This window comes from Bradyrhizobium sp. USDA 336 (assembly GCF_044908355.1).
GTDB lineage: Bacteria > Pseudomonadota > Alphaproteobacteria > Rhizobiales > Xanthobacteraceae > Bradyrhizobium > Bradyrhizobium yuanmingense.
On record NZ_JBIYDC010000002.1, the window covers coordinates 4,410,282 to 4,428,067 of the forward strand.

22 protein-coding genes are annotated in these 17,786 nt (G+C 63.5%); 17 read left to right on the plus strand and 5 right to left on the minus strand.

Annotated elements, in window-relative coordinates:
* Positions 1–14: 14 nt before the first annotated feature.
* From ABIA45_RS21530 to ABIA45_RS21580, 11 genes are all read left to right on the plus strand, one after another.
* Positions 15–1,409 carry an MmgE/PrpD family protein gene (locus ABIA45_RS21530; protein ID WP_404653547.1) on the plus strand — a complete coding sequence of 465 codons (1,395 nt, stop codon included), beginning with the start codon at positions 15–17 and terminating at the stop codon, positions 1,407–1,409.
* A gap of 79 nt (positions 1,410–1,488) precedes the next feature.
* A complete protein-coding gene (locus ABIA45_RS21535; RefSeq protein WP_036011532.1) occupies positions 1,489–2,424 on the plus strand; it encodes a branched-chain amino acid ABC transporter permease in 936 nt (311 codons plus the stop codon).
* A 2-nt stretch (positions 2,425–2,426) separates the two neighbouring features.
* The gene (locus ABIA45_RS21540) at positions 2,427–4,199 is read left to right on the plus strand and encodes a branched-chain amino acid ABC transporter ATP-binding protein/permease (RefSeq protein WP_275509194.1); all 1,773 of its coding nucleotides are present in this window, start codon (positions 2,427–2,429) and stop codon (positions 4,197–4,199) included.
* Entirely contained in the window at positions 4,186–4,893 is a 708-nt protein-coding gene (locus ABIA45_RS21545; RefSeq protein ID WP_036011537.1) for an ABC transporter ATP-binding protein, read from the plus strand. The genes ABIA45_RS21540 and ABIA45_RS21545 overlap by 14 nt, the downstream gene beginning before the upstream one ends.
* Before the next feature lie 32 nt (positions 4,894–4,925).
* Positions 4,926–6,158 carry an ABC transporter substrate-binding protein gene (locus ABIA45_RS21550; RefSeq protein WP_271538677.1) on the plus strand — a complete coding sequence of 411 codons (1,233 nt, stop codon included), beginning with the start codon at positions 4,926–4,928 and terminating at the stop codon, positions 6,156–6,158.
* Positions 6,159–6,188: 30 nt separating this feature from the next.
* Positions 6,189–7,424, plus strand: a complete 1,236-nt coding sequence (locus tag ABIA45_RS21555; RefSeq protein ID WP_157285228.1) for an ABC transporter substrate-binding protein — start codon at positions 6,189–6,191, stop codon at positions 7,422–7,424.
* Between the two features lie 29 nt (positions 7,425–7,453).
* The gene (locus tag ABIA45_RS21560) at positions 7,454–7,834 is read left to right on the plus strand and encodes a carboxymuconolactone decarboxylase family protein (protein WP_036011548.1); all 381 of its coding nucleotides are present in this window, start codon (positions 7,454–7,456) and stop codon (positions 7,832–7,834) included.
* A gap of 16 nt (positions 7,835–7,850) precedes the next feature.
* Positions 7,851–8,621 (plus strand): SDR family oxidoreductase, encoded by a 771-nt coding sequence (locus ABIA45_RS21565; protein WP_404653548.1) that lies wholly within the window; start codon positions 7,851–7,853, stop codon positions 8,619–8,621.
* 24 nt (positions 8,622–8,645) lie between these two features.
* Positions 8,646–9,386 (plus strand): SDR family oxidoreductase, encoded by a 741-nt coding sequence (locus tag ABIA45_RS21570; protein ID WP_404653550.1) that lies wholly within the window; start codon positions 8,646–8,648, stop codon positions 9,384–9,386.
* A 23-nt stretch (positions 9,387–9,409) separates the two neighbouring features.
* Complete coding sequence (locus ABIA45_RS21575; RefSeq protein ID WP_050991723.1) at positions 9,410–10,126, plus strand: GntR family transcriptional regulator; 717 nt, start codon at positions 9,410–9,412, stop codon at positions 10,124–10,126.
* Between the two features lie 24 nt (positions 10,127–10,150).
* Positions 10,151–11,125, plus strand: a complete 975-nt coding sequence (locus ABIA45_RS21580) for a tripartite tricarboxylate transporter substrate-binding protein (protein WP_404543639.1) — start codon at positions 10,151–10,153, stop codon at positions 11,123–11,125.
* Positions 11,126–11,211: 86 nt separating this feature from the next.
* Here the strand turns inward: ABIA45_RS21580 and ABIA45_RS21585 are convergent, their stop codons facing one another.
* Complete coding sequence (locus ABIA45_RS21585; protein WP_404653552.1) at positions 11,212–11,520, minus strand: SDR family NAD(P)-dependent oxidoreductase; 309 nt, start codon at positions 11,518–11,520, stop codon at positions 11,212–11,214.
* A 41-nt stretch (positions 11,521–11,561) separates the two neighbouring features.
* Between ABIA45_RS21585 and ABIA45_RS21590 the strand changes: the two genes are divergently transcribed.
* Entirely contained in the window at positions 11,562–11,711 is a 150-nt protein-coding gene (locus ABIA45_RS21590; protein ID WP_404653554.1) for a hypothetical protein, read from the plus strand.
* Between the two features lie 244 nt (positions 11,712–11,955).
* Positions 11,956–12,081, plus strand: coding sequence for a hypothetical protein (locus tag ABIA45_RS21595; RefSeq protein ID WP_404653556.1), 126 nt, complete (start codon positions 11,956–11,958; stop codon positions 12,079–12,081).
* A 443-nt stretch (positions 12,082–12,524) separates the two neighbouring features.
* On the opposite strand, the gene ABIA45_RS21600 is transcribed toward ABIA45_RS21595, so the two are convergent.
* The 3 genes from ABIA45_RS21600 to ABIA45_RS21610 form a co-directional block, all read right to left on the minus strand.
* Positions 12,525–12,803: a hypothetical protein gene (locus ABIA45_RS21600; RefSeq protein WP_404653557.1), complete on the minus strand. Its 279-nt coding sequence runs from the start codon at positions 12,801–12,803 to the stop codon at positions 12,525–12,527.
* A 726-nt stretch (positions 12,804–13,529) separates the two neighbouring features.
* Positions 13,530–13,943 (minus strand): hypothetical protein, encoded by a 414-nt coding sequence (locus ABIA45_RS21605; RefSeq protein ID WP_404653558.1) that lies wholly within the window; start codon positions 13,941–13,943, stop codon positions 13,530–13,532.
* A gap of 222 nt (positions 13,944–14,165) precedes the next feature.
* Positions 14,166–14,819 carry a TetR/AcrR family transcriptional regulator gene (locus tag ABIA45_RS21610; RefSeq protein ID WP_404543643.1) on the minus strand — a complete coding sequence of 218 codons (654 nt, stop codon included), beginning with the start codon at positions 14,817–14,819 and terminating at the stop codon, positions 14,166–14,168.
* Positions 14,820–14,932: 113 nt separating this feature from the next.
* On the opposite strand from ABIA45_RS21610, the gene ABIA45_RS21615 reads away from it, so the two are divergent.
* The 3 genes from ABIA45_RS21615 to ABIA45_RS21625 are packed head-to-tail and all read left to right on the plus strand — an operon-like array spanning position 14,933 to position 16,620.
* Complete coding sequence (locus ABIA45_RS21615) at positions 14,933–15,829, plus strand: NAD(P)/FAD-dependent oxidoreductase (RefSeq protein ID WP_271538697.1); 897 nt, start codon at positions 14,933–14,935, stop codon at positions 15,827–15,829.
* Positions 15,830–15,850: 21 nt separating this feature from the next.
* Positions 15,851–16,252 (plus strand): hypothetical protein, encoded by a 402-nt coding sequence (locus tag ABIA45_RS21620; RefSeq protein ID WP_404655726.1) that lies wholly within the window; start codon positions 15,851–15,853, stop codon positions 16,250–16,252.
* Positions 16,162–16,620, plus strand: coding sequence for a nuclear transport factor 2 family protein (locus tag ABIA45_RS21625; protein WP_404653559.1), 459 nt, complete (start codon positions 16,162–16,164; stop codon positions 16,618–16,620). Before ABIA45_RS21620 ends, ABIA45_RS21625 begins: the two co-directional genes overlap by 91 nt.
* Positions 16,621–16,766: 146 nt before the next feature.
* Here the strand turns inward: ABIA45_RS21625 and ABIA45_RS21630 are convergent, their stop codons facing one another.
* A complete protein-coding gene (locus tag ABIA45_RS21630) occupies positions 16,767–17,243 on the minus strand; it encodes a DUF3833 family protein (RefSeq protein WP_404653560.1) in 477 nt (158 codons plus the stop codon).
* A 247-nt stretch (positions 17,244–17,490) separates the two neighbouring features.
* Here ABIA45_RS21630 and ABIA45_RS21635 point away from each other — a divergent pair, with 247 nt between their 5' ends.
* On the plus strand, positions 17,491–17,760 hold the full coding sequence (locus tag ABIA45_RS21635; protein ID WP_157285235.1) for a hypothetical protein: 270 nt from the start codon (positions 17,491–17,493) through the stop codon (positions 17,758–17,760).
* Positions 17,761–17,786 lie beyond the last annotated feature (26 nt).

A 17,786-nucleotide genomic window follows, 5' to 3' on the forward strand; every position in this document is an offset into this window, starting at 1 on the left:
GAGACACACTTGCGATGACGAACGGCCCGACCGGATCAGGCAAGGTATCGCTCGCGCGCCAGATGGCGCGGAGCGCGCTTGCCGTTGATCTCGGAGATTTCGGGCCTGAAGTGGTCGCCAAGGCCAAGCTCTGCCTGCTCGACTTCCTGTCCTGCGCCTTCGAGGCGGGCCATCATCCCTGGAGTCGTCAGGCAATCACGATCGCACAAGGTGGCGGCAGCGCAACCATCGTCGGAATGTCGCGACTCTCCTCGCCGGCCGATGCCGCCTTCGCCAATGCCGTGATGGGGCACGGACTCGTGCGGGAAGACATGCATGCCGCCAGCATTGCGCACCACGGCGTGGTGATCTGGCCGACATTGCTCGCGCTGTCCGAACAGTCGCAGCTGCACGGCTCGAGGCTGCTCGCAGCCGCGATCATCGGCTATGAGACCGGCGCGCGGATCGGCCGCGCGTTGCTGACCTCCGATCTCGCCCGGCTCTATCGTCCGACCGGCCTCGTGGCCCCTCTGGGCGCGGCGCTCGCCGGAAGTTTCGCGCTCAACCTGTCCGAAGACGCAGCGACCAGCGCCATCGCGATCGCAGCCAACACGTCCAGCGGTCTCAACGAGTGGCCGCATGCAGGCGGCTCCGACATGTATTTTCATCCCGGCTTCGCCGCCAGCAATGCGATCAAGGCAGTCGGCCTCGCCGCAGCCGGCGCTTTCGGCTCCGAAACGATCCTCGAAGGCGAAGCGGGCCTGTTCGCCGCCTATCGTCGCCAGGCCGCGCCCGACAGCATCGCGCTGTTCCCGAATGGCGAATGCGAGATCATGGCGGTCTACAACAAGCCGGTGCCGGCCTGCAATTTCGCGCAGACCGCCGCGCAAGCGGCCCTTCGCGTCTCGCACGAACTCGCCGGCCCCGAGGAGATCGACCGCGTCGTCATTCGCGCTCCCGATGCCGCCGTGCGCTATCCTGGGTGCGCCTCCACCGGCCCGTATCGCAACGCGCTCCAGGCCAAAATGAGCATTCCCTTCAGCGTCGCGGCCACGCTCGTGAGGGGCGAGATCGAGGAAGGCAACTACGCCGAACTCGATGATGTCGATATCATCCGCCTGGTTGCGATCACGAAGCTTGAGCCGGATGTCGGCTTCACCACCGCGTTCCCCGACAAGCAGGGCGCGGATGTGACCGTGCATCTGCAGAGCGGCCGGACGATCCGGCACGCGCTACCCGACGTCATCGCCGCAACGCCTTCAGATATTCGCACGCGCTTTCGCACTGCCGCTCAGGGAGTCCTCGGTGAGGACCGCACGTGCCAGTTGGAGCAACTCATCGAGAACTGCGAACGGCTCGGCAATGCCGGCGATATCGCAGCACTATGCCGCCTGGACACGGCGGAACGGGTTTCACGATCGGCATCATAAGAAGTGCCGGAGAGTACGGGGGAAACATGGTCGACTTCGAGACCCGCTTAGGTTCGTCAGCCGCGCGGAGGCGAAGCTGATGGAAGGATTTCTGCAAGCGCTCGCCGCGGGCCTTCTGATCGGCGCCGTCTACGGCCTGATGTGCGTCGGGCTCGGCCTGATCTTCGGCGTCATGCGCGTCATCAACTTCGCCCATGGCGATTTCATGATGCTCGGCATGTACACTGCCTTCTATCTGTTCACCGCCGCCGGCGTTCAGTCGTTCTTCGGCAATGCCGTCGGACCCTTCGTCTCCATCCTGCTGGCCGGCCCCGTGCTTGCCGTATTCGGCTACTTCGTCCACCGGGCACTGATCTCGCACGTCTCGGGCACGCGCACCGCCTCGCTCGAAGGCGAGGGACACTACGCCCAGCTGATCCTCACGCTCGGCATCGCGCTGATCCTGCAGAACGGCGGCCTCATCGTGTTCGGCTCGGTGCTCGCCTCGATCCGCACGCCGCTGTCGAGCTCGGCCTGGGAGCTCGGCCCCTTCTTCGACATGAGCATCTTTCTCAACAAGGCCCGCAGCATCGACATGATCGTTTCGCTAATCATGATGATCCTGCTTTCGCTGCTGATTACGCGCACGCGGATCGGCAAATCGCTTCGCGCCGCCGCGGATAATCCGACCGCCGCGACCTATATGGGCATCGACGTCGACCGCGCGCACCGGACCGCCTTCGCGCTCGGCTGCGGCATCACGGCGATCGCCGGCGGCCTCCTCGCAACGAACTATCCGTTCCACCCATTCGTCGGCCTCGAATACGTTATCGTCATGTATGCGGGCGTCGTGCTCGGCGGCATGGGCAGCATCATCGGCGCGTTCTGGGGCGGCATGACGATCGGGCTCGTGCAGCAGATGTCGACGCTGATCCTGCCGACGCAGCTGCAGAACGCCGCGATCTTCGCCGTCTTCCTCCTCATCATCTTCTTCCGACCGCAAGGCTTCTTCGGGCGGATGGTGGAGAGGACGTGATCATGCTCCGGATGCGCTCCTTTCTTCCTCCCCTGCTCTTCACCATCGCCTATGCCGCGCTGTCGCTCGGCGTCACCAATTCCTACTACCAGCTGATCCTGACGCTGGTGCCGGTGTGGGCGGTGTTCGGCCTCTCCTGGAACCTGCTCAGCGGCTACACCGGACTGATCTCGTTCGGCCACGCCGCGTTCTTCGGCATCGGCGCCTATGCAACCGCGCTCGGCCAGATCTATTTCGACATCTCCCCCTGGCTGCTGATCCCCATCGCGGCCGTGCTCGGCGGCATCGCCGGGCTGCTGATCGGATTTCCGACCTTCCGCCTCCAGGGCCACTATTTCGCCCTGGCGATGCTCGCCTACCCGCTTGCCATCCTCTACGTGTTCGAGTGGCTCGGCTTCCAGGAGGTGACGCTTCCGATCAAGCGCGACGCGCCGATCGCCTACATGCAGTTCGCCGATCCGCGCATCTACACGCTGCTGGGGCTCGCAATCATGCTTGCCACCATCGTGCTGACGCAATTCATCGAGCGCTCCCGCTTCGGCATGGCACTGCTCGCGATCAAGCAGAACGAGGCCGCCGCCGAGGCGGCCGGGATCAATACGCTCGCCTGGAAGCTGCGCGCGATCACGCTTAGCGGGGCCATTGCCGCGGCGATCGGCGGCTTTTACGCGCAGGTGTTGTTGGTCGTGACGCCGCAATCGGTGTTCGGCATGCTGGTGTCGGCACAGGCGCTGACGGTTGCGATGTTCGGCGGGGTCGGCACGGTCTGGGGACCGGTGATCGGCTCGGTGATCCTGATCCCGCTCGCCGAGATCCTGCACGCCGAGGCCGGCGCACGCTTCCCGGGCATCCAGGGCGTGATCTTCGGCTTCGCCATCGTCTGCGTCATCCTGCTGGCACCGGAAGGCCTGTTCTGGAAGCTGCGCGATCTCCTGCGCAAACGGATCGCGCCTAAGGCGGCTGCCTCCAACCCGCCCGAAACATCGGCTGCCAACGTCACCACGCTGAAGCCCGCCCCCCGGCAGCGCGCCGCCACCGGTGAAGTCGTGCTCGAAGTCAAGAACCTGTCGCGGTCCTTCGGCGGGCTCAAGGCGGTGCAGGATGTCAGCTTCAAGCTGCACCAGAACGAGATCCTCGGCATCATCGGACCCAACGGCGCCGGCAAGACCACGCTGTTCAACCTCCTCAATGGTTTCCTGAAACCGAGCGAGGGCGAGGTGCTGATCGATGGCCGCAACATGTCCGGCCAACGACCGCACGTGATCTGCGAGGCCGGCATCGGCCGCACCTTCCAGGTGATGCGACCATTCCTGCGCATGTCGATCCTCGACAACGTCGTGGTCGGTGCTTATGTGCGCGCGCGGTCCGACGACGAAGCCCGCAAGCTTGCCGCCGATGCAGTTGCCCGTGTCGGGCTCTCTGCCGTCGCCGACCGCGTCGCCGGCGAGCTTTCGACCAAGGAGCTGCGGCTGATGGAGCTTGCCCGCGCGATCGCCGGCCAGCCACGCATCCTGCTGCTCGACGAGACGCTCGCAGGCCTCGGCCACGGCGAAGCCGACGAGGTCGTCGCAGTGATCCGGCAACTGGCGCGCGACGGCACGACCATCGCGATCATCGAGCACACGATGCAGGCGATGGTCCGCCTGGTCGACAGATTCGTCGTGCTCGACCACGGCGCCGTCATCACCGAAGGCCTGCCGGAAGTCGTGACGCGCGACAACCGCGTGATCGAGGCCTATCTCGGCAAGAAATGGGTGGGCCATGCTGCGAATTGAGGGATTGAGCGCGGGCTATTCGGCCAAACCCGTGCTGAACGACATCTCGATCAATGTCGGCGCCGGCCAGTTCGTCGCGATCGTCGGGCCAAACGGCGCCGGCAAGACCACGCTGTTCAAGACCATCTCCGGCATCGTCAAGCCAAGCGGCGGGGCCATCACGTTCGACGGCGTCGATCTCCTCGCAGTGCCGCCGCCACAGCGCGCCCATCTCGGCATCGCCCACGTCCCCGAAGGCCGCCAAGTCTTCCCGTCACTGACCGTGATGGAGAATCTGGAGATGGGTGCGATGACGGAGAGCGGCCGACGCGACTGGCAGAGCAACATCGAGCGCATCTTCGAATGGCTGCCGGTGCTGAAGGAGCGCCGCAGCCAGTTCGCGGGCACGATGTCAGGCGGCCAGCAGCAAATGCTCGCGATCGGCCGCGGCCTCGCCTCCTCGCCGAAACTCTTGATGCTGGACGAACCCTCGATGGGGCTGGCGCCCTCAACCGCCGACTTCATCTTCGATCGGCTGATCGAGATTCGCCGCCAGTCCGGGCTGACCATGCTGCTGGTCGAGCAGCGCGTGGCGGAAGCGCTGGAATCCGCGGACCACGGCTACGTCCTCGAAGCCGGCCATGTCGTGCTCGAAGGCAACAACGACACGCTGCGCGCCGACGACCGCGTGCGGAAGGCCTATCTCGGTATGTGACGACCATAAAAAAAGACCAGGGAGCAAACAAAATGAACAAGACATCGAAGGGACTCTCGCGACGGACCGTGCTGTCCGGCGCCGCCGCCGTGGGCCTTGCCGGCGTGGCACGCGCGCAGACACCGGCCGAGATCAAGGTCGGACTGATCGTGCCGTTGTCGGGCATCTACACCCGCCCCGGTCAGGTGATGAAGATGGGCGCCGAGATGGGCATCGAGCACATCAACGCGCAGGGCGGCATCAAGGCGCTCGGCGGCGCCAAGCTGAAGCTCGTCGTGATCGATTGCGGCGACACCACCGAGAAGGCCAAGAACGCGGCGCAGCGCATGGTGGCGCAGGAGCCGGATCTCGTCGCGGCCACCGGCTCCTATCTGTCGTCCTTCACGCTGGCGGTCACCGAAGTGACCGAGCGTGCCGAGCTGCCGGTGCTGACGCTGTCCTATTCGGATCTTCTGACGGACCGCGGCTTCAAATACATCTTCCAGACCGCCGCGACCGCGAGCCGCCAGTCCGAGCTCGGATTGCCGACTCTGATGAAGCTCGCCGAGAATGCGTCGGGCAAGAAGCCGAAGACGGTCGCGATGTTGATGGACAACACCGCGACTTCGGTTGCCACGGCCAAGGCTCTGAAGGAGAAGCTGTTCGCGCAGGAAGGCCTGCAGCTCGTCGTCGAGGAGGTGTGGACGCCGCCTCTCGCGGACGCCACCCCGCTCATCCAAAAAGTTCGCTCGGCCAAGCCCGATCTGCTGCTGTTCATGCCGAATGCGGTGTCGGACGCCAAGCTGGGGCTCGAGAAGATCAGCGAGTTCGGCCTTGGCCAGGGCAAGATCCCGACCGTGTCCTTCAGCATCACCATCGCCGAGCCGGACATGCTCCAGAGTGTGAGCCCGGAGACAGTGCAGGGCATCATGACCATCGTCGCCAATTGGGGCTCGAAAGGTCACGAGGCGCTGATCGCCGAGCTCAAGGCAAAATACAAGGAGCCCTGGATGACGCAGAACGTCATCTCGACCTATGGCGACATGTGGCTGATGAAGGAAGCCTTGGAGAAGGCCGGCAAGGCTGACCGCAATGCGGTCGCGCAGGCCTTCCGCACCATGGATGCCGGCCCGTCGAAATACTATCCCGGCGGACAGCTCAAGTTCGATGAGAAGGGCCGCAGGGTCGGTGCCGGCGTCGTCATCGTGCAATGGCAATCGGGCGTGCCAGTCACCGTCTATCCGCCCGAGCTCGCGCAGGCGCAGCCGTTCTGGCCGAAGAAATAGCATCGCGCATTTTCAGGGAGGAGGATTGTCATGAGTGCAACGAGCAAGATCACGATCACCCGTCGAACACTGCTTGCGGGCGCGTCCGGCACGCTGATCGCATCCCGCGCCTGGGCCCAGCAGCCATCTGAGGTGAAGGTCGGCCTCTTGGTGCCGATCTCCGGCATCTACGCCCGTCCGGGAACGGTGATGCGGCAGGGCGCCGAGATGGCGGTCGAGCACATCAACGCGCAAGGCGGAGTCAAGGCGCTCGGCGGCGCCAAGCTGAAGCTCGTGGTGCTCGATTCCGGCGACACCACTGAGAAGGCCAAGAACGCCGCCCAGCGTATGGTGGCGCAGGAGAGCGACCTGGTCGCAGCAAGCGGCGCCTACCTGTCATCCTTCACGCTCGCGGTCACCGAGGTCACGGAACGCGCCAACTTGCCCGTCCTCACCCTCTCCTACTCCGATCTGATCACGGATCGCGGCTTCAAATACGTATTCCAGACCTCGGCCACGGCAGGCTCACAGGCTCGCCAGGCCTTGCCGCAAATCATCAAGCTGGCCGAGACGGCATCGGGCAAGCGGCCGAAGACGGTCGCGATCCTCACCGACAACACGGCGGCGTCGATCGCCTCGGCGAAATCGATGCGCGAGGGCTTGCTGGCAGAGAACCAGCTGCAGCCGATCGTGGACGAGACCTTCACGCCGCCGCTGGCGGACGCGACGTCGCTGGTTCAGAAGATTCGCTCGGCCAAACCCGACCTGCTCTTCTTCCTGCCGACGGTGATCTCGGACGCAAAATTGCTGCTCGAGAAGATGAACGAGTTCGGCCTCGGCCAGGGCAAGGTGCCGACCATCTCGTTCGGCATCGCCATCGCCGAGCCGGACATGCTGCAGACCGTGAGCCCTGAACTGCTACAGGGCGTCCTGACCTGCGTTGCGAGCTGGGGCGCAAAGGGCCACGAGGCCCTGATCGCCGAATTGAAGACCCGCTACAAGGAGCCGTGGATGACGCAGAACGCGATCTCCACCTATGGCGACATGTGGGTGATCAAGGACGCGCTGGAGAAGGCCGGCAAGGCCGACCGCGTCGCGGTCGGCGAAGCGCTGCGCACCATGGATGCGGGTCCCTCGAAATATTACCCGCTCGGCGAAATCAAGTTCGACCAGAAAGGCCGCCGCGTCGGCGCCGGCATGACCATCGTGCAGTGGCAATCCGGCGTGCCGGTGACGGTGTTCCCGCCTGAGCTTGCGCTGGCGAAGCCGTTCTGGCCCAAGACCTGATACCGCTCGAAAGCGAAACGGAGAACAGAATGGACAAGGCGACCTACGACCGCGGCCTCGAAATCCGCAAAAGCGTGCTCGGCAGCGAGTTCGTCGACAAGGCGATCGCGTCAGCCGACGAGTTCAACCGCCCGATGCAGGATCTGACCACCGAGTATTGCTGGGGTTACGTCTGGGGCCGCGAAGGGCTGACGCGAAAGACGCGCAGCTTCCTCAATCTGGCGATGCTCTGCGCGCTCAACCGTCCGCACGAGCTGAAGACCCACGTCCGCGGCGCCCTCGCCAATGGCGCGACCAAAGAGGAGATCCGCGAGGTTTTCATGCAGGTCGCGATCTATTGCGGCGTGCCGGCCGGCGTGGACGCGTTCCGCAACGCGAAGGAAGTCTTCGCCGAGCTCGACAAGAAATAAGGGCGGGCGGGCTGCGATGAAGGGCAAATGGGCACTCGTGACCGGCGCGACCGCAGGCCTTGGCCTCGCCATCGCGGAAGGCCTGGCCGGCGCGGGCTGCAACATTGTCCTGCACGACCTCGTTGCGCCGAAGCAGCCCGCGGACGAGCTCAGCGCCCGCTTCGGCGTCGAGGTCATCCCCGCCGCTGCCGATCTGTCCGGGCGCGACGACATCGAGAGCATGATGGTTGGCCTGCTCGACCGCTGCGGCGCCATCGACATCCTTGTCAACAATGCCGTTGTCAGGCATTTCTCGATGATCGAGCAGTTTCCACCCGATCGCTGGGACCAGGCGCTCGCTGTTAACCTGTCGGCGCCGTTCCACCTGATCCGCCTTGCGCTGCCCGCGATGAAGCAGCGCGGCTGGGGCCGGATCATCAATATCGGCTCGATCTATTCGAGCCGCGCGATCGAAGATCGCATCGACTACGTCACGACCAAAGCGGCAATTCTGGGCATGACCCGCGCGGTGGCCATCGAGACCGCCCGCAGCGGAATCACCTGCAACGCGCTCTGCCCGGGTACGCTGCCGACGCCGGCGATCCTGAACAAGATCGCGACGATGGCCGCGAATAGCGGACGCCCCGTCGATGACGTGACCCGCGAATATCTTGGCGAGCGGCAGCCGACGCAGCGCTTCGTCGAAATGGATGCGGTCGCCGCCATGGTCGTCTTTCTCTGCGGTACCGCGGCAAATGACATCACCGGCGCCAGCCTGCCCATCGACGGCGGCTGGTCAATCGCATGAGAGCATTGGAATGGGAGTGCTGAGATGACCGAACAACCAGGCCAGACCGTCGTCCTGACCGGCGCTGCCGGCGGCATGGGACGCGCCATCACCAAGGCGCTGCTGGACAGCGGCCGCCGCGTCGTGCTGGTCGATCGTGACGCCAAGGCGCTTCAGCAGCTGGCGGCCACCGTCGGCGACAAGGTGTTTCCGATTCAGCTCGACGTAAGCGATTCCCGGGACGTGGATAGTCTGCCGGAGGTCATTCCTGCTCATTTCAAGCCGGTCGAAATCCTCATCAACAATGCCGGGCATGACATCGGCGGCCGGACACGCTTCGACGCCGGCTCCGCCGACGACTGGTCCAACATCATTCAGACCAACCTGATTGGCCTGATGCGCGTCACCCGCGCGATCCTCCCCGACATGGTCAAGCGCAACGCCGGCCATATCGTCAACATCAGCTCCATCAACGCCGTCCGTATAATCCCGGATATGGCGGCCTACAGCACCAGCAAGGCCGGCGTGCACATGTTCACCGAGACCCTCCGGGGCGAGCTGGCGGACACCGCGATCCGGGTCACCGAGCTCCAGCCCGGCCTGACCAGGACCAACATCATCCTGACCCGCTACCGCGGCGACAAGCAGAAGGAAAAGGACTATTTCGACCAGTTCAAGATGGCGCTCGAGCCGGCCGACATCGCCCGCTCGATCGTGTTCGCGCTGGATCAGCCCGCCCACGTTCAAATTGCCGAAATGATGATTCTGCCTGTAAACCGGTATTGAATCATTCCAACCAAGGCCCGGACATGGAAAGACGCCGCGAATTGCAGTCGACACTCCGCATCGATGACGTACCGACCGTCCGAGCGATGGTGGCGCAAAAGCTGCGCGAGGCGATCATGTCCGGCACGCTGAAACCGGGCCAGCGCCTGGTCGAGCGCGAGCTCTGCGAGATGATGGGCGTCAGCCGCCCCTCGATCCGCGAAGCACTACGCGCCCTCGAGGCCGACGGGCTGGTCAATACGGTCCCTCACCGCGGCCCTGTGGTCTCCACGATCAGCCTGGAGGAGGCCCGGCAGCTCTACGCCGCCCGCGCGGTGCTCGAAGGCTTCGCCGGCCGTGAATGCGCCAGGCTTCACGACCCGGAAGTGGCTCGCCGGATCGGGGAAGCTCTGACCCGGCTGAAGGCAGCCGCAGCCAAGCAGGACCTCGTCGGATGCCTGGAAGCCAAGACCGACTTTTACGCTGCTCTGATCGGTGGCTGCCGCAACGCGTTCATCGAGCGCATGCTCAAGCCGCTGCATGACCGAATCCAGCTGTTGCGGATCACCTCGATGTCGCAGCCGAAGCGGATCAACAAGAGTTTGCGCGAGGTTACCGCGATCTGGCGCGCGATCCAGAACGGCGATGCTGACCTCGCCGAGCGCTGCTGCGTCGACCACATCAATGCGGCTGCGGTGGCCGCGCTCGACATGATCGAAAAATCGTCGGCAGCCAAGGAGGCGGCGCCTTCCGACGACTAAAACATTGCCGCCGGGGAGTGTTCGATGACGTATCTCGTACGATCGCTGATCCTGTTTGCCCTGCTCTATCCCTGCCGCGCAGCCATTGCGGAAGACTACCCCACCCGCCCGGTCACGATGATCGTGCCGTTCTCAGCTGGCGGTCCCGGCGACGTGATCGCACGCATCCTCGGCGGCGCGATGAGTGCGACGCTGAAGCAGTCGATCGTGATCGAAAACGCCGTCGGCGCCGGCGGCACGCTCGGCACCAACCGTGTCGCCAAGGCGGCCCCCGACGGCTACACGCTGCTGCTGATGCATGTCGGCCAGGCCACCGCGCCGGCCCTCTACGCCAAGCTGCCGTTCGATCCGGTCGGCGATTTCGCCCCCATCGGGCTCGTCACCGACGTCCCAATGATCCTCGTGGCGCGGCCGAACTTTCCCGCCAAGGACCTCAACGAGCTCATCGCGCAGATCCGCAATGCCGGCGACAAGATCACCTTCGGCAATGTCGGACTCGGCTCGGCCTCACAGCTCTGCGGTTTGATGTTCATGAGCACCACCGATACCAAGCTCACCCCGATCTACTACAAGGGCGGCGGCCCAGCGCTGAACGACGTCATCGCCGGCCACATCGACGTTTATTGCGACCCTGCAACCGGGCCGACGCCTTATATTCAGTCGAACACGATCAAGGGCTACGCGATCACGAGCAAGAAGCGGGTTGCAACGCTGCCGAACGTGCCGACCTCGGCCGAGGCCGGCCTTCCCGCGTTCGACGTGACGACGTGGTATGGCCTCTACGCCCCGCGCGGCACGCCGAAGCCCGTCGTCGACCAACTCGTCGGCGCGCTGCAGACCGCGTTGAAGGATCCCGCCCTGATCAATCGGTTTGGTGAGCTCAGCATGTCCCCGGTTGAACCCGAACGCGCGACGCCGGAAGCCCTTGAAGCCTTTCTCAAGGCTGAGATCGGCAAATGGGGAAGGATCATCAAGGCAGCCGGCATCGAGCCGCAATAGGTTAGCTAGAGCGGATCGACCCCGTTGCTAGCTGTAGAAGATGCTCCGTCGACGTTGAGGGCTTGGCCGGTCACAAAGCAGAATCGTCAGACGCAAAGAACGCAACGGGCCCGACGACGTCCTCGCGGCTGCCCGAGCCGGTGCAAGTCCGTGACCTTCTCGAAATAGGCGACACGCTCGGGATCGCGGAGATTGTTCATCCCCATCTCAGTCACGATGATGCCCGGGCATACGGCATTGACCGTGATGCCGTAGCTGCCGAACTCCATGGACGACACCCGGGTGAAGCCGACCACGGCCGACTTCGATGCAGCGTAGTGGGACTGTCCCGGACCGCCCGCTCGAGCGGCGAGCGAGGCGATGTTGACGATCCGCCCGTATTTGCGCTCCTTCATGTGTGGCACCACGGCCTGGGTCATCTGGAAGACGGCCCGACGTGGCCGCCGATACAGTCGCGGCAACCACGCCGTTCCATTATCCGGGCGAGCGCGCCTGCGTTCCGGCGCCGCGCGTCGGGGCCTTTGCCACCGCACCGTGGACCGGCAACAACGTACCGTGCGAGCCGGGCACAGTACTGATTGGGTGACGCGGCCTGCCCTGTAGCTTCGCCGCATTGTGCAATAACAAGGAGCGGACTGCGCTGGTCGGCCCGCTCCTACGCGTGCGTCGCGCCGATCCGCGAGACGCTCTTCGCGAGCGACTTGCCTGATATCTGACATCGAATTCAGTTGGATCGCCTCGTACCGGACCTACCTCTCCCTCATCACTGACCCGGCCATCGGCAACCTCGCGCGGAACATGGCCGGACAGCGCAACAAGAGGAGTCATCCATGAAACGTGCAATCATTATTCTGGCGACAGCAGCACTCGCCTCGACGCTCACCGTCGGCGCGGCCAATGCACATGGCGGCGGTGGTGGCGGTGGCCACGGCGGTGGTTTTTGCGGTGGCGGCTAAGCCTCGACCGGCGCGGCGCTCGACGATCGCACATCGATCTCTCGATAGCGCTCCACCGCTTCAGACGACTTGTGCTGCCCCGACGGTTTTCCTCGAGCAGGTTGTTCATTGCGGGCCGCGCTCGCAGCACCAAGCTCCACAAGACCACGACATCTGGACAACAAATCGCGGCATCCAACCCAAGATCTAGCGTCATCACCAATTCGACTCGCAAATCTTTGGAAGTGACCTGAAACGACTCGCGATCTTTTGGCGACGGACGCGAAATCAAAGACTTGATCGACTCGCATTTGATTGGTCCCGAGAGCACTCAGGAATCGCTGAAAACGGTCGCGTACCGAAGGTGCGCGGATTGATTTTCTGATCATTCGACTTGGCGATTCGACTTGGCGCGCTACGGTTTCTCCGCCGCAATCCGACCATCCGGATCCATTTTCAGATACTCACCGCGATCGGTGGCGAAAGCCGTGGTGCTGGGCAACGCCAGGCGTTGTCTCATAAGCCCTGTTGGCCCCAAACACGGGAGCCGCGCCGCCAGGGCGTTCCAGGCCCATTCTGCCTGCTGGCGTCAATTCGCAGTCGTTCAACACATCCCGATCGGGATATTGCGCCTGAAACGAATTTGGATCTTGAATCGCCCACAACGGGCACTTGGCGCTTGCAGAGCTTATCGCGCCAATCGACATCATCGCTGCAATAACAAAGGTCCTGAATCCAGTCATGGTCGTGCTCCGAACGGCTGTTGTTTTCGTGCGGAGCATTCGCGCTGACTCGAACCGGCTGCTCTGTTGAAATGCGTTTCCTTCGAATTTCTTGGTTGAACATTAGGTGGGGATGCGCTCGGGAAAAACACGTGGGTGAACAATCACGCCTGCGCGAATGGCACATCGGCATGCTCACCATTGCGTGACGCACCCCGGCGACGAAGGACTCCAAACCGTGACGCAACGGCCAGCATGAAGCCGAGTGCGAGGTTTGCAGATTCGCACGAATTCGACCGCCGACCGGCGCGGGATGCCGAGGACGTTACCAGTCTTGCAGGCGTGGCGGATTGCGAGGGCGTAGACCGAGACTCATCTAACTCCTCATCGTAGATCTATCGGAGAAACTACCATGCGATCGGGTGTCGTTTTGAGCCTCTTCATTATCCTGTGTGCACCCGTCAGCGCCGCGGGGGCAGGCCAAGTCCATCGGCATCAGGTCCATCGGCATCATGCGACAGCGCATTCTCGTGTTTTGACGACTGGGACCGCTGGGGCCTGGGCCTATTCACCGGCACGGCCGGCCCGCCATCAACCGACCCCGCACTATGATGACCAACCAGAACCAGGTCATAATCCGTACGAGGGATGGGGTGGTTAACACCCCTCGCCGCCGCGTCTCCGCCGACTTGGCGCCCTTCGAGCGCGGCGATGTACAGCGAGTTCGCCGCCGACCTCAATCCCGGTTCAGGAGGCGTTCGCCCTCGCCCGTTCGCGGGCTTCGCGGCGGCGCTCTCGGCGCCCGCGCCGCGGCTTGGCCCGCTCAGCTGGCTGCGGCAGCGGAGCAATCTCGAATACCGGCTGGGACGTCTCATTGACCAGGGACGTCAGGCTGGGCTCGCTCGGTGCTGGGCGGGCTTCCATGAACTCCAATATGTCTCGCCCCTTGGACGTCAGTCTCCAGCCACCGCTGATGCGCTCGACAAGCCCCTGTGAAAAGATGTCGAGGTCCGGCACCCGGCTGGCGAGACGCCTCGTCCGGTCGGCCCAATCGCGGCCACTGGTCGCCAGGATGGCCATGTCGCGCTTGAGGTCTTCCATGACGGCAAAGCCGTCCGGATAGCTCACCAGGATCTTCAAAACCGTAACCTGGAAATTCACGCCCCCGCCCCCGCCCTGGATCAATCAGCGCCAGAAGATCCCCTCACGGGAAATGGCCACCGTACTTTGCTTCCGTGCGTTCGCGATTCAAAAATGTTAAGCTTGAGAAAGAAGGGCGCGCAGGCATGGCTGCAGCCCGCGTCACCAGCCTGGGATTACGGTGACAGTGCGCACAATTAACTCCGGCTTTCGCGGGTCCGAAGTCCTGAATTAGGTGCATTGTCACCGTGATACCGCGTCGTCCCTGCCACCGTGCCCGGCGATGAACATTGCGACGGCCGACCGGCAATAGGATTCGATTTCCTTGTCGTTCTCTGCTCTCGCCTGATCGAAGCGCGCGATCATCACGAGATCGGATCCTTTGAAAAGCGCGGCAAACAAGCGGGCGGACCGGTGAGGATCGGGCACGTTCAGAAGCGCCTTCGCGTGCAACTGACGCAACAGGGCCTCGATCTGGCCGATGACATGGGCGGGGCCGGCTTCGAAATGGAGCTTGCTTAGCGACGTTTGATTGGTCTTGTCGGCCATGACCATGGCTTCGACACTGCGGACGTCCGGTCTGAGCAGCGTGCGAAGCAGCAATGATCCCACCGCCATGAGCTGATCTTCGACCGAACCATCGTCGTCCTCATGCAGGGCCTGTGGTGCAAACAAGAGCTGGCAGCCGGCCGCGATGGCCGCGCCGAACAGCGCCTCCTTGTTCTCGAAGTGCCTGTAGATGCTAAGCTTGGATATCTTCGCGCGCCGGGCGACCTGGTCCAATGTCGTCGCTTGAAACCCCAATTCCAAAAAGAGTTCGCGCGCGGCGTCGACGATCGTCTGGCCAAGCGCCTCGTTGGCGGGCCGGCCGCGCCGGCGCTGGCGATTTTCGGTCACCAAATTACAGTCCTTGACAGTATCCTAATTCTTGAATTACGATACCACGCAGTGTCCAAAATGTCCAAGCCAATGGGTAGGTCTCGACCTGTCCTCCAACGGAGCTTATCCCCATGGATGACGTCATCATCATCGGCGGCAGCTTTGCCGGTCTCGCCGGCGCCCTCCAGCTCGGCCGTGCGCGGCGCAAGGTCACCGTTCTCGACACCGGCCTGCCGCGAAACCGCTTTGCCCACCACTCGCATGGCCTGCTCGGCCACGATCACAAGCCGCCGCTGGATATCCTGGCCGAGGCGCGGCAGCAGCTGGCGCGTTATCCCACGATCAGGCTGGTCAATGCCCGGGCCGACAGCGTCTCCGGCGCCATCGACAATTTCTCCGTCCTCACGTCCGGTGGCGAAAGCTTTCGGGCGCGACGCCTGATCCTGAGCTATGGCATCACCGACCAGATGCCTGATGTTCCGGGCTTTGCCGAAGGCTGGGGCACGTCGATCGTGCCCTGCCCGTATTGCGACGGCTTTGAAGTCGCCGGCCAGCATTGGGGCCTCGTCTGGTCCGGCCCGCAGTCGCACAATCAGGTCAGGCTATTCCGCGATTGGACCGACAGGTTGACGCTCTTCGCCGATGGTCACGATATTCCGCCCGATATCCGGGCCGATCTGGCGCGACGCAACATACCCGTCGTCGATGGCCGGATCACCGGGATCGCCCAACGCGGGGCCCATAACGCCACCGTCAAGCTCGATTCCGGCCCCAATGTCGCAGTCGACATCCTGTTCGCGCATCCGCGCAACAAGCCGTCCGCAAGCCTGCATGAATCACTGGGCCTCGCCACGGTCAAAACACCCCTCGGCATCATCCTCAAGGTCGACGAGCGCCGCGAAACCAGCATGCACGGCATCTACGCCGCCGGTGACCTCGCCAACCCCATCACGCCGCCATCGGTCACCCTGGCATCATCGCACGGCGCGATGGCGGGTATCTTTGCCCAGCAGTCGATGGTGGTTTGAGAGCACAGATGCAGGATGAGCATGGCCGTCGAACGAGACAGCGCGGGTGTGCGCTTCCCTCCGCCCTTCGTCTATCTGGGAGCGCTGCTGTTGGGGCTGGCGGCGGAGCGGTTCGTCACCCAGCGTTCTTTCGGCATCGACTGGCGGTTGCTGGTCGCGGCGGGCGCGCCGCTGTTCGTTGCCGGCGCGGCGATGATGCCGCCGCTGCCGCGTGTGGGGCCGGCCGTCAGCCAGCTGTCCCGACGGATCGCCGTCCTTACCCGGAGCAACTCTTCAGTGTCTGGAAAGTATCCATCCGTCTTGCAGGGCCGTCCAAACAACTGGAGGCATCAATGGTCTACAGTCAAATTGTCAAAAAAGAGATCCGCAGGAGCTTCGATCATGTCAACAACCAACGTTGGGATGATGCTGCAAAAGGCCTAACGCCAAACGCGTATCACTGGGTTGCCGGAGATCATGCGTTGGGGGGTGAGCGACATGGAAAGCAATCGGTGAAGCAGTGGTTCGAGCGCATGGGCCGTGTTTTCCCGAAGCTGCACATAGATATTGAACAGGTCGAGGTGACGGGTTGGCCATGGAACACCACAGTGTTCGTCAAGTGGCGGGCCAACGCGAGGCTACTTGACGGCCAAAGCTCGTATGTGAACAGGGGCGTCCACGTCTTCAAGTTGCGATGGGGCAAGGTTTATTCGATTGAGGAATACTTCGACTCGCAGGTTGCAGAACGAAGCCTCGCTATCCAGGCTCGTGCCGGTTTGGAGGAAGCTGCGGCTGGACCAATCGTGAGCTAACGCCGATCATTCGTGTGATGCCACCATCAGCTTGGCGTTAAACAGGCGTTGAGCACCTGAGCCGTTGCGTGGTGGCATTCGAAATGCAGAGTGACGCGCATTCCACACAAGGATGTACAGAGTATACTGTCACCATCGCGCCAAACCTATAGCTTGCGATACGTCACATGCGCCGTCGCGAACGGAATGCCCGCGCGCCCGGCGCTGCCGCGCACGATGCAGGCGTGGTCATCGACCGCATAGAACCAATCATCGAAGTTCAGCTTGAACGACTTGCCGTCGCCCTGGGGCGTGTCGCGCGTGTAGGTCCAATGGAATGCACAACCGGCCTGCTCGCCGGTGGCCTCGCCTTCCAGGCGGTTCTCATGGCCGGTGTATTGGCCTTCGCCCAGCTTGTGGATGGTCCAGCGCAGCGTGTCGCTGTGGCCGTCATCGAAGGTGTAAGTTTCGGTCAGGACGACGGTGTCGGTGTCCGCGTCCAGCTCGCCATGAGCGACGATCGACGCGCGCTTCAAGAGCCCGCCGACGAGGCTCTCGACCACCGCCCAGCCTTCCAGGCGGCCGACGAAGAACTGCTCCGGGAGAAACACGGGCGTTGTGCCCGCGAACGCATCAATGGCCATGGCTTTTCCTCCGAAACCGGTGACGACATAAGCCGCCTCTCAGCACCAGGTTCCTCAGGAGGAAACTTGCCTGTATCGGCCGCGTGCTTGCAACGCGTGCAGACCCCGCGCCAATACCTCGCGTTCTCCACAGTCTGCCGGAACAGGTGGACAAGCCGAGTCCTGCCGTTTGGGAATCCCTGCCCCGTGCTAACCGCGGGGAACGAGTGGGTGGGCGGACGGATTCGTCCCGCAGGAGCGGCCTCGCATGCTGATGACCAGGGAAAGACGACCGGCGATCCGAACCCTGCGCGGCTGGGCCATCCACGTGCTGCACGAGGCCGGCGCGATCTGCGAATGCGAGGAGCACGGCTGGGCCAAGGATCGCGCCGACCCGCACGCTCGGAAACGCGCGGTCGAGCGTGCGCGCCAGGATCCGCCGGACGGCGTCTCGGCCGATGAGGCGATCGCGGAGATCAACGATGTCCTCGATTCGATCGGCGATACCTGTCCGGAGTGTCCTGACGAGGGCCTTTGAGGCCTGCTGCAAGGCGCTTCGCGTGC

What these genes read in the sequence shown, in the direction of transcription:
- ABIA45_RS21530 (WP_404653547.1), top strand. Translation starts at nt 15, where the DNA reads ATGACGAACGGCCCGACCGGATCAGGCAAGGTATCGCTCGCGCGCCAG.
- ABIA45_RS21535 (WP_036011532.1), top strand. Translation starts at nt 1,489, where the DNA reads ATGGAAGGATTTCTGCAAGCGCTCGCCGCGGGCCTTCTGATCGGCGCC.
- ABIA45_RS21540 (WP_275509194.1), top strand. Translation starts at nt 2,427, where the DNA reads ATGCTCCGGATGCGCTCCTTTCTTCCTCCCCTGCTCTTCACCATCGCC.
- ABIA45_RS21545 (WP_036011537.1), top strand. Translation starts at nt 4,186, where the DNA reads ATGCTGCGAATTGAGGGATTGAGCGCGGGCTATTCGGCCAAACCCGTG.
- ABIA45_RS21550 (WP_271538677.1), top strand. Translation starts at nt 4,926, where the DNA reads ATGAACAAGACATCGAAGGGACTCTCGCGACGGACCGTGCTGTCCGGC.
- ABIA45_RS21555 (WP_157285228.1), top strand. Translation starts at nt 6,189, where the DNA reads ATGAGTGCAACGAGCAAGATCACGATCACCCGTCGAACACTGCTTGCG.
- ABIA45_RS21560 (WP_036011548.1), top strand. Translation starts at nt 7,454, where the DNA reads ATGGACAAGGCGACCTACGACCGCGGCCTCGAAATCCGCAAAAGCGTG.
- ABIA45_RS21565 (WP_404653548.1), top strand. Translation starts at nt 7,851, where the DNA reads ATGAAGGGCAAATGGGCACTCGTGACCGGCGCGACCGCAGGCCTTGGC.
- ABIA45_RS21570 (WP_404653550.1), top strand. Translation starts at nt 8,646, where the DNA reads ATGACCGAACAACCAGGCCAGACCGTCGTCCTGACCGGCGCTGCCGGC.
- ABIA45_RS21575 (WP_050991723.1), top strand. Translation starts at nt 9,410, where the DNA reads ATGGAAAGACGCCGCGAATTGCAGTCGACACTCCGCATCGATGACGTA.
- ABIA45_RS21580 (WP_404543639.1), top strand. Translation starts at nt 10,151, where the DNA reads ATGACGTATCTCGTACGATCGCTGATCCTGTTTGCCCTGCTCTATCCC.
- ABIA45_RS21585 (WP_404653552.1), bottom strand. Translation starts at nt 11,520, where the DNA reads ATGAAGGAGCGCAAATACGGGCGGATCGTCAACATCGCCTCGCTCGCC.
- ABIA45_RS21595 (WP_404653556.1), top strand. Translation starts at nt 11,956, where the DNA reads ATGAAACGTGCAATCATTATTCTGGCGACAGCAGCACTCGCCTCGACG.
- ABIA45_RS21600 (WP_404653557.1), bottom strand. Translation starts at nt 12,803, where the DNA reads ATGACTGGATTCAGGACCTTTGTTATTGCAGCGATGATGTCGATTGGC.
- ABIA45_RS21615 (WP_271538697.1), top strand. Translation starts at nt 14,933, where the DNA reads ATGGATGACGTCATCATCATCGGCGGCAGCTTTGCCGGTCTCGCCGGC.
- ABIA45_RS21620 (WP_404655726.1), top strand. Translation starts at nt 15,851, where the DNA reads ATGGCCGTCGAACGAGACAGCGCGGGTGTGCGCTTCCCTCCGCCCTTC.
- ABIA45_RS21625 (WP_404653559.1), top strand. Translation starts at nt 16,162, where the DNA reads ATGGTCTACAGTCAAATTGTCAAAAAAGAGATCCGCAGGAGCTTCGAT.
- ABIA45_RS21630 (WP_404653560.1), bottom strand. Translation starts at nt 17,243, where the DNA reads ATGGCCATTGATGCGTTCGCGGGCACAACGCCCGTGTTTCTCCCGGAG.
- ABIA45_RS21635 (WP_157285235.1), top strand. Translation starts at nt 17,491, where the DNA reads ATGCTGATGACCAGGGAAAGACGACCGGCGATCCGAACCCTGCGCGGC.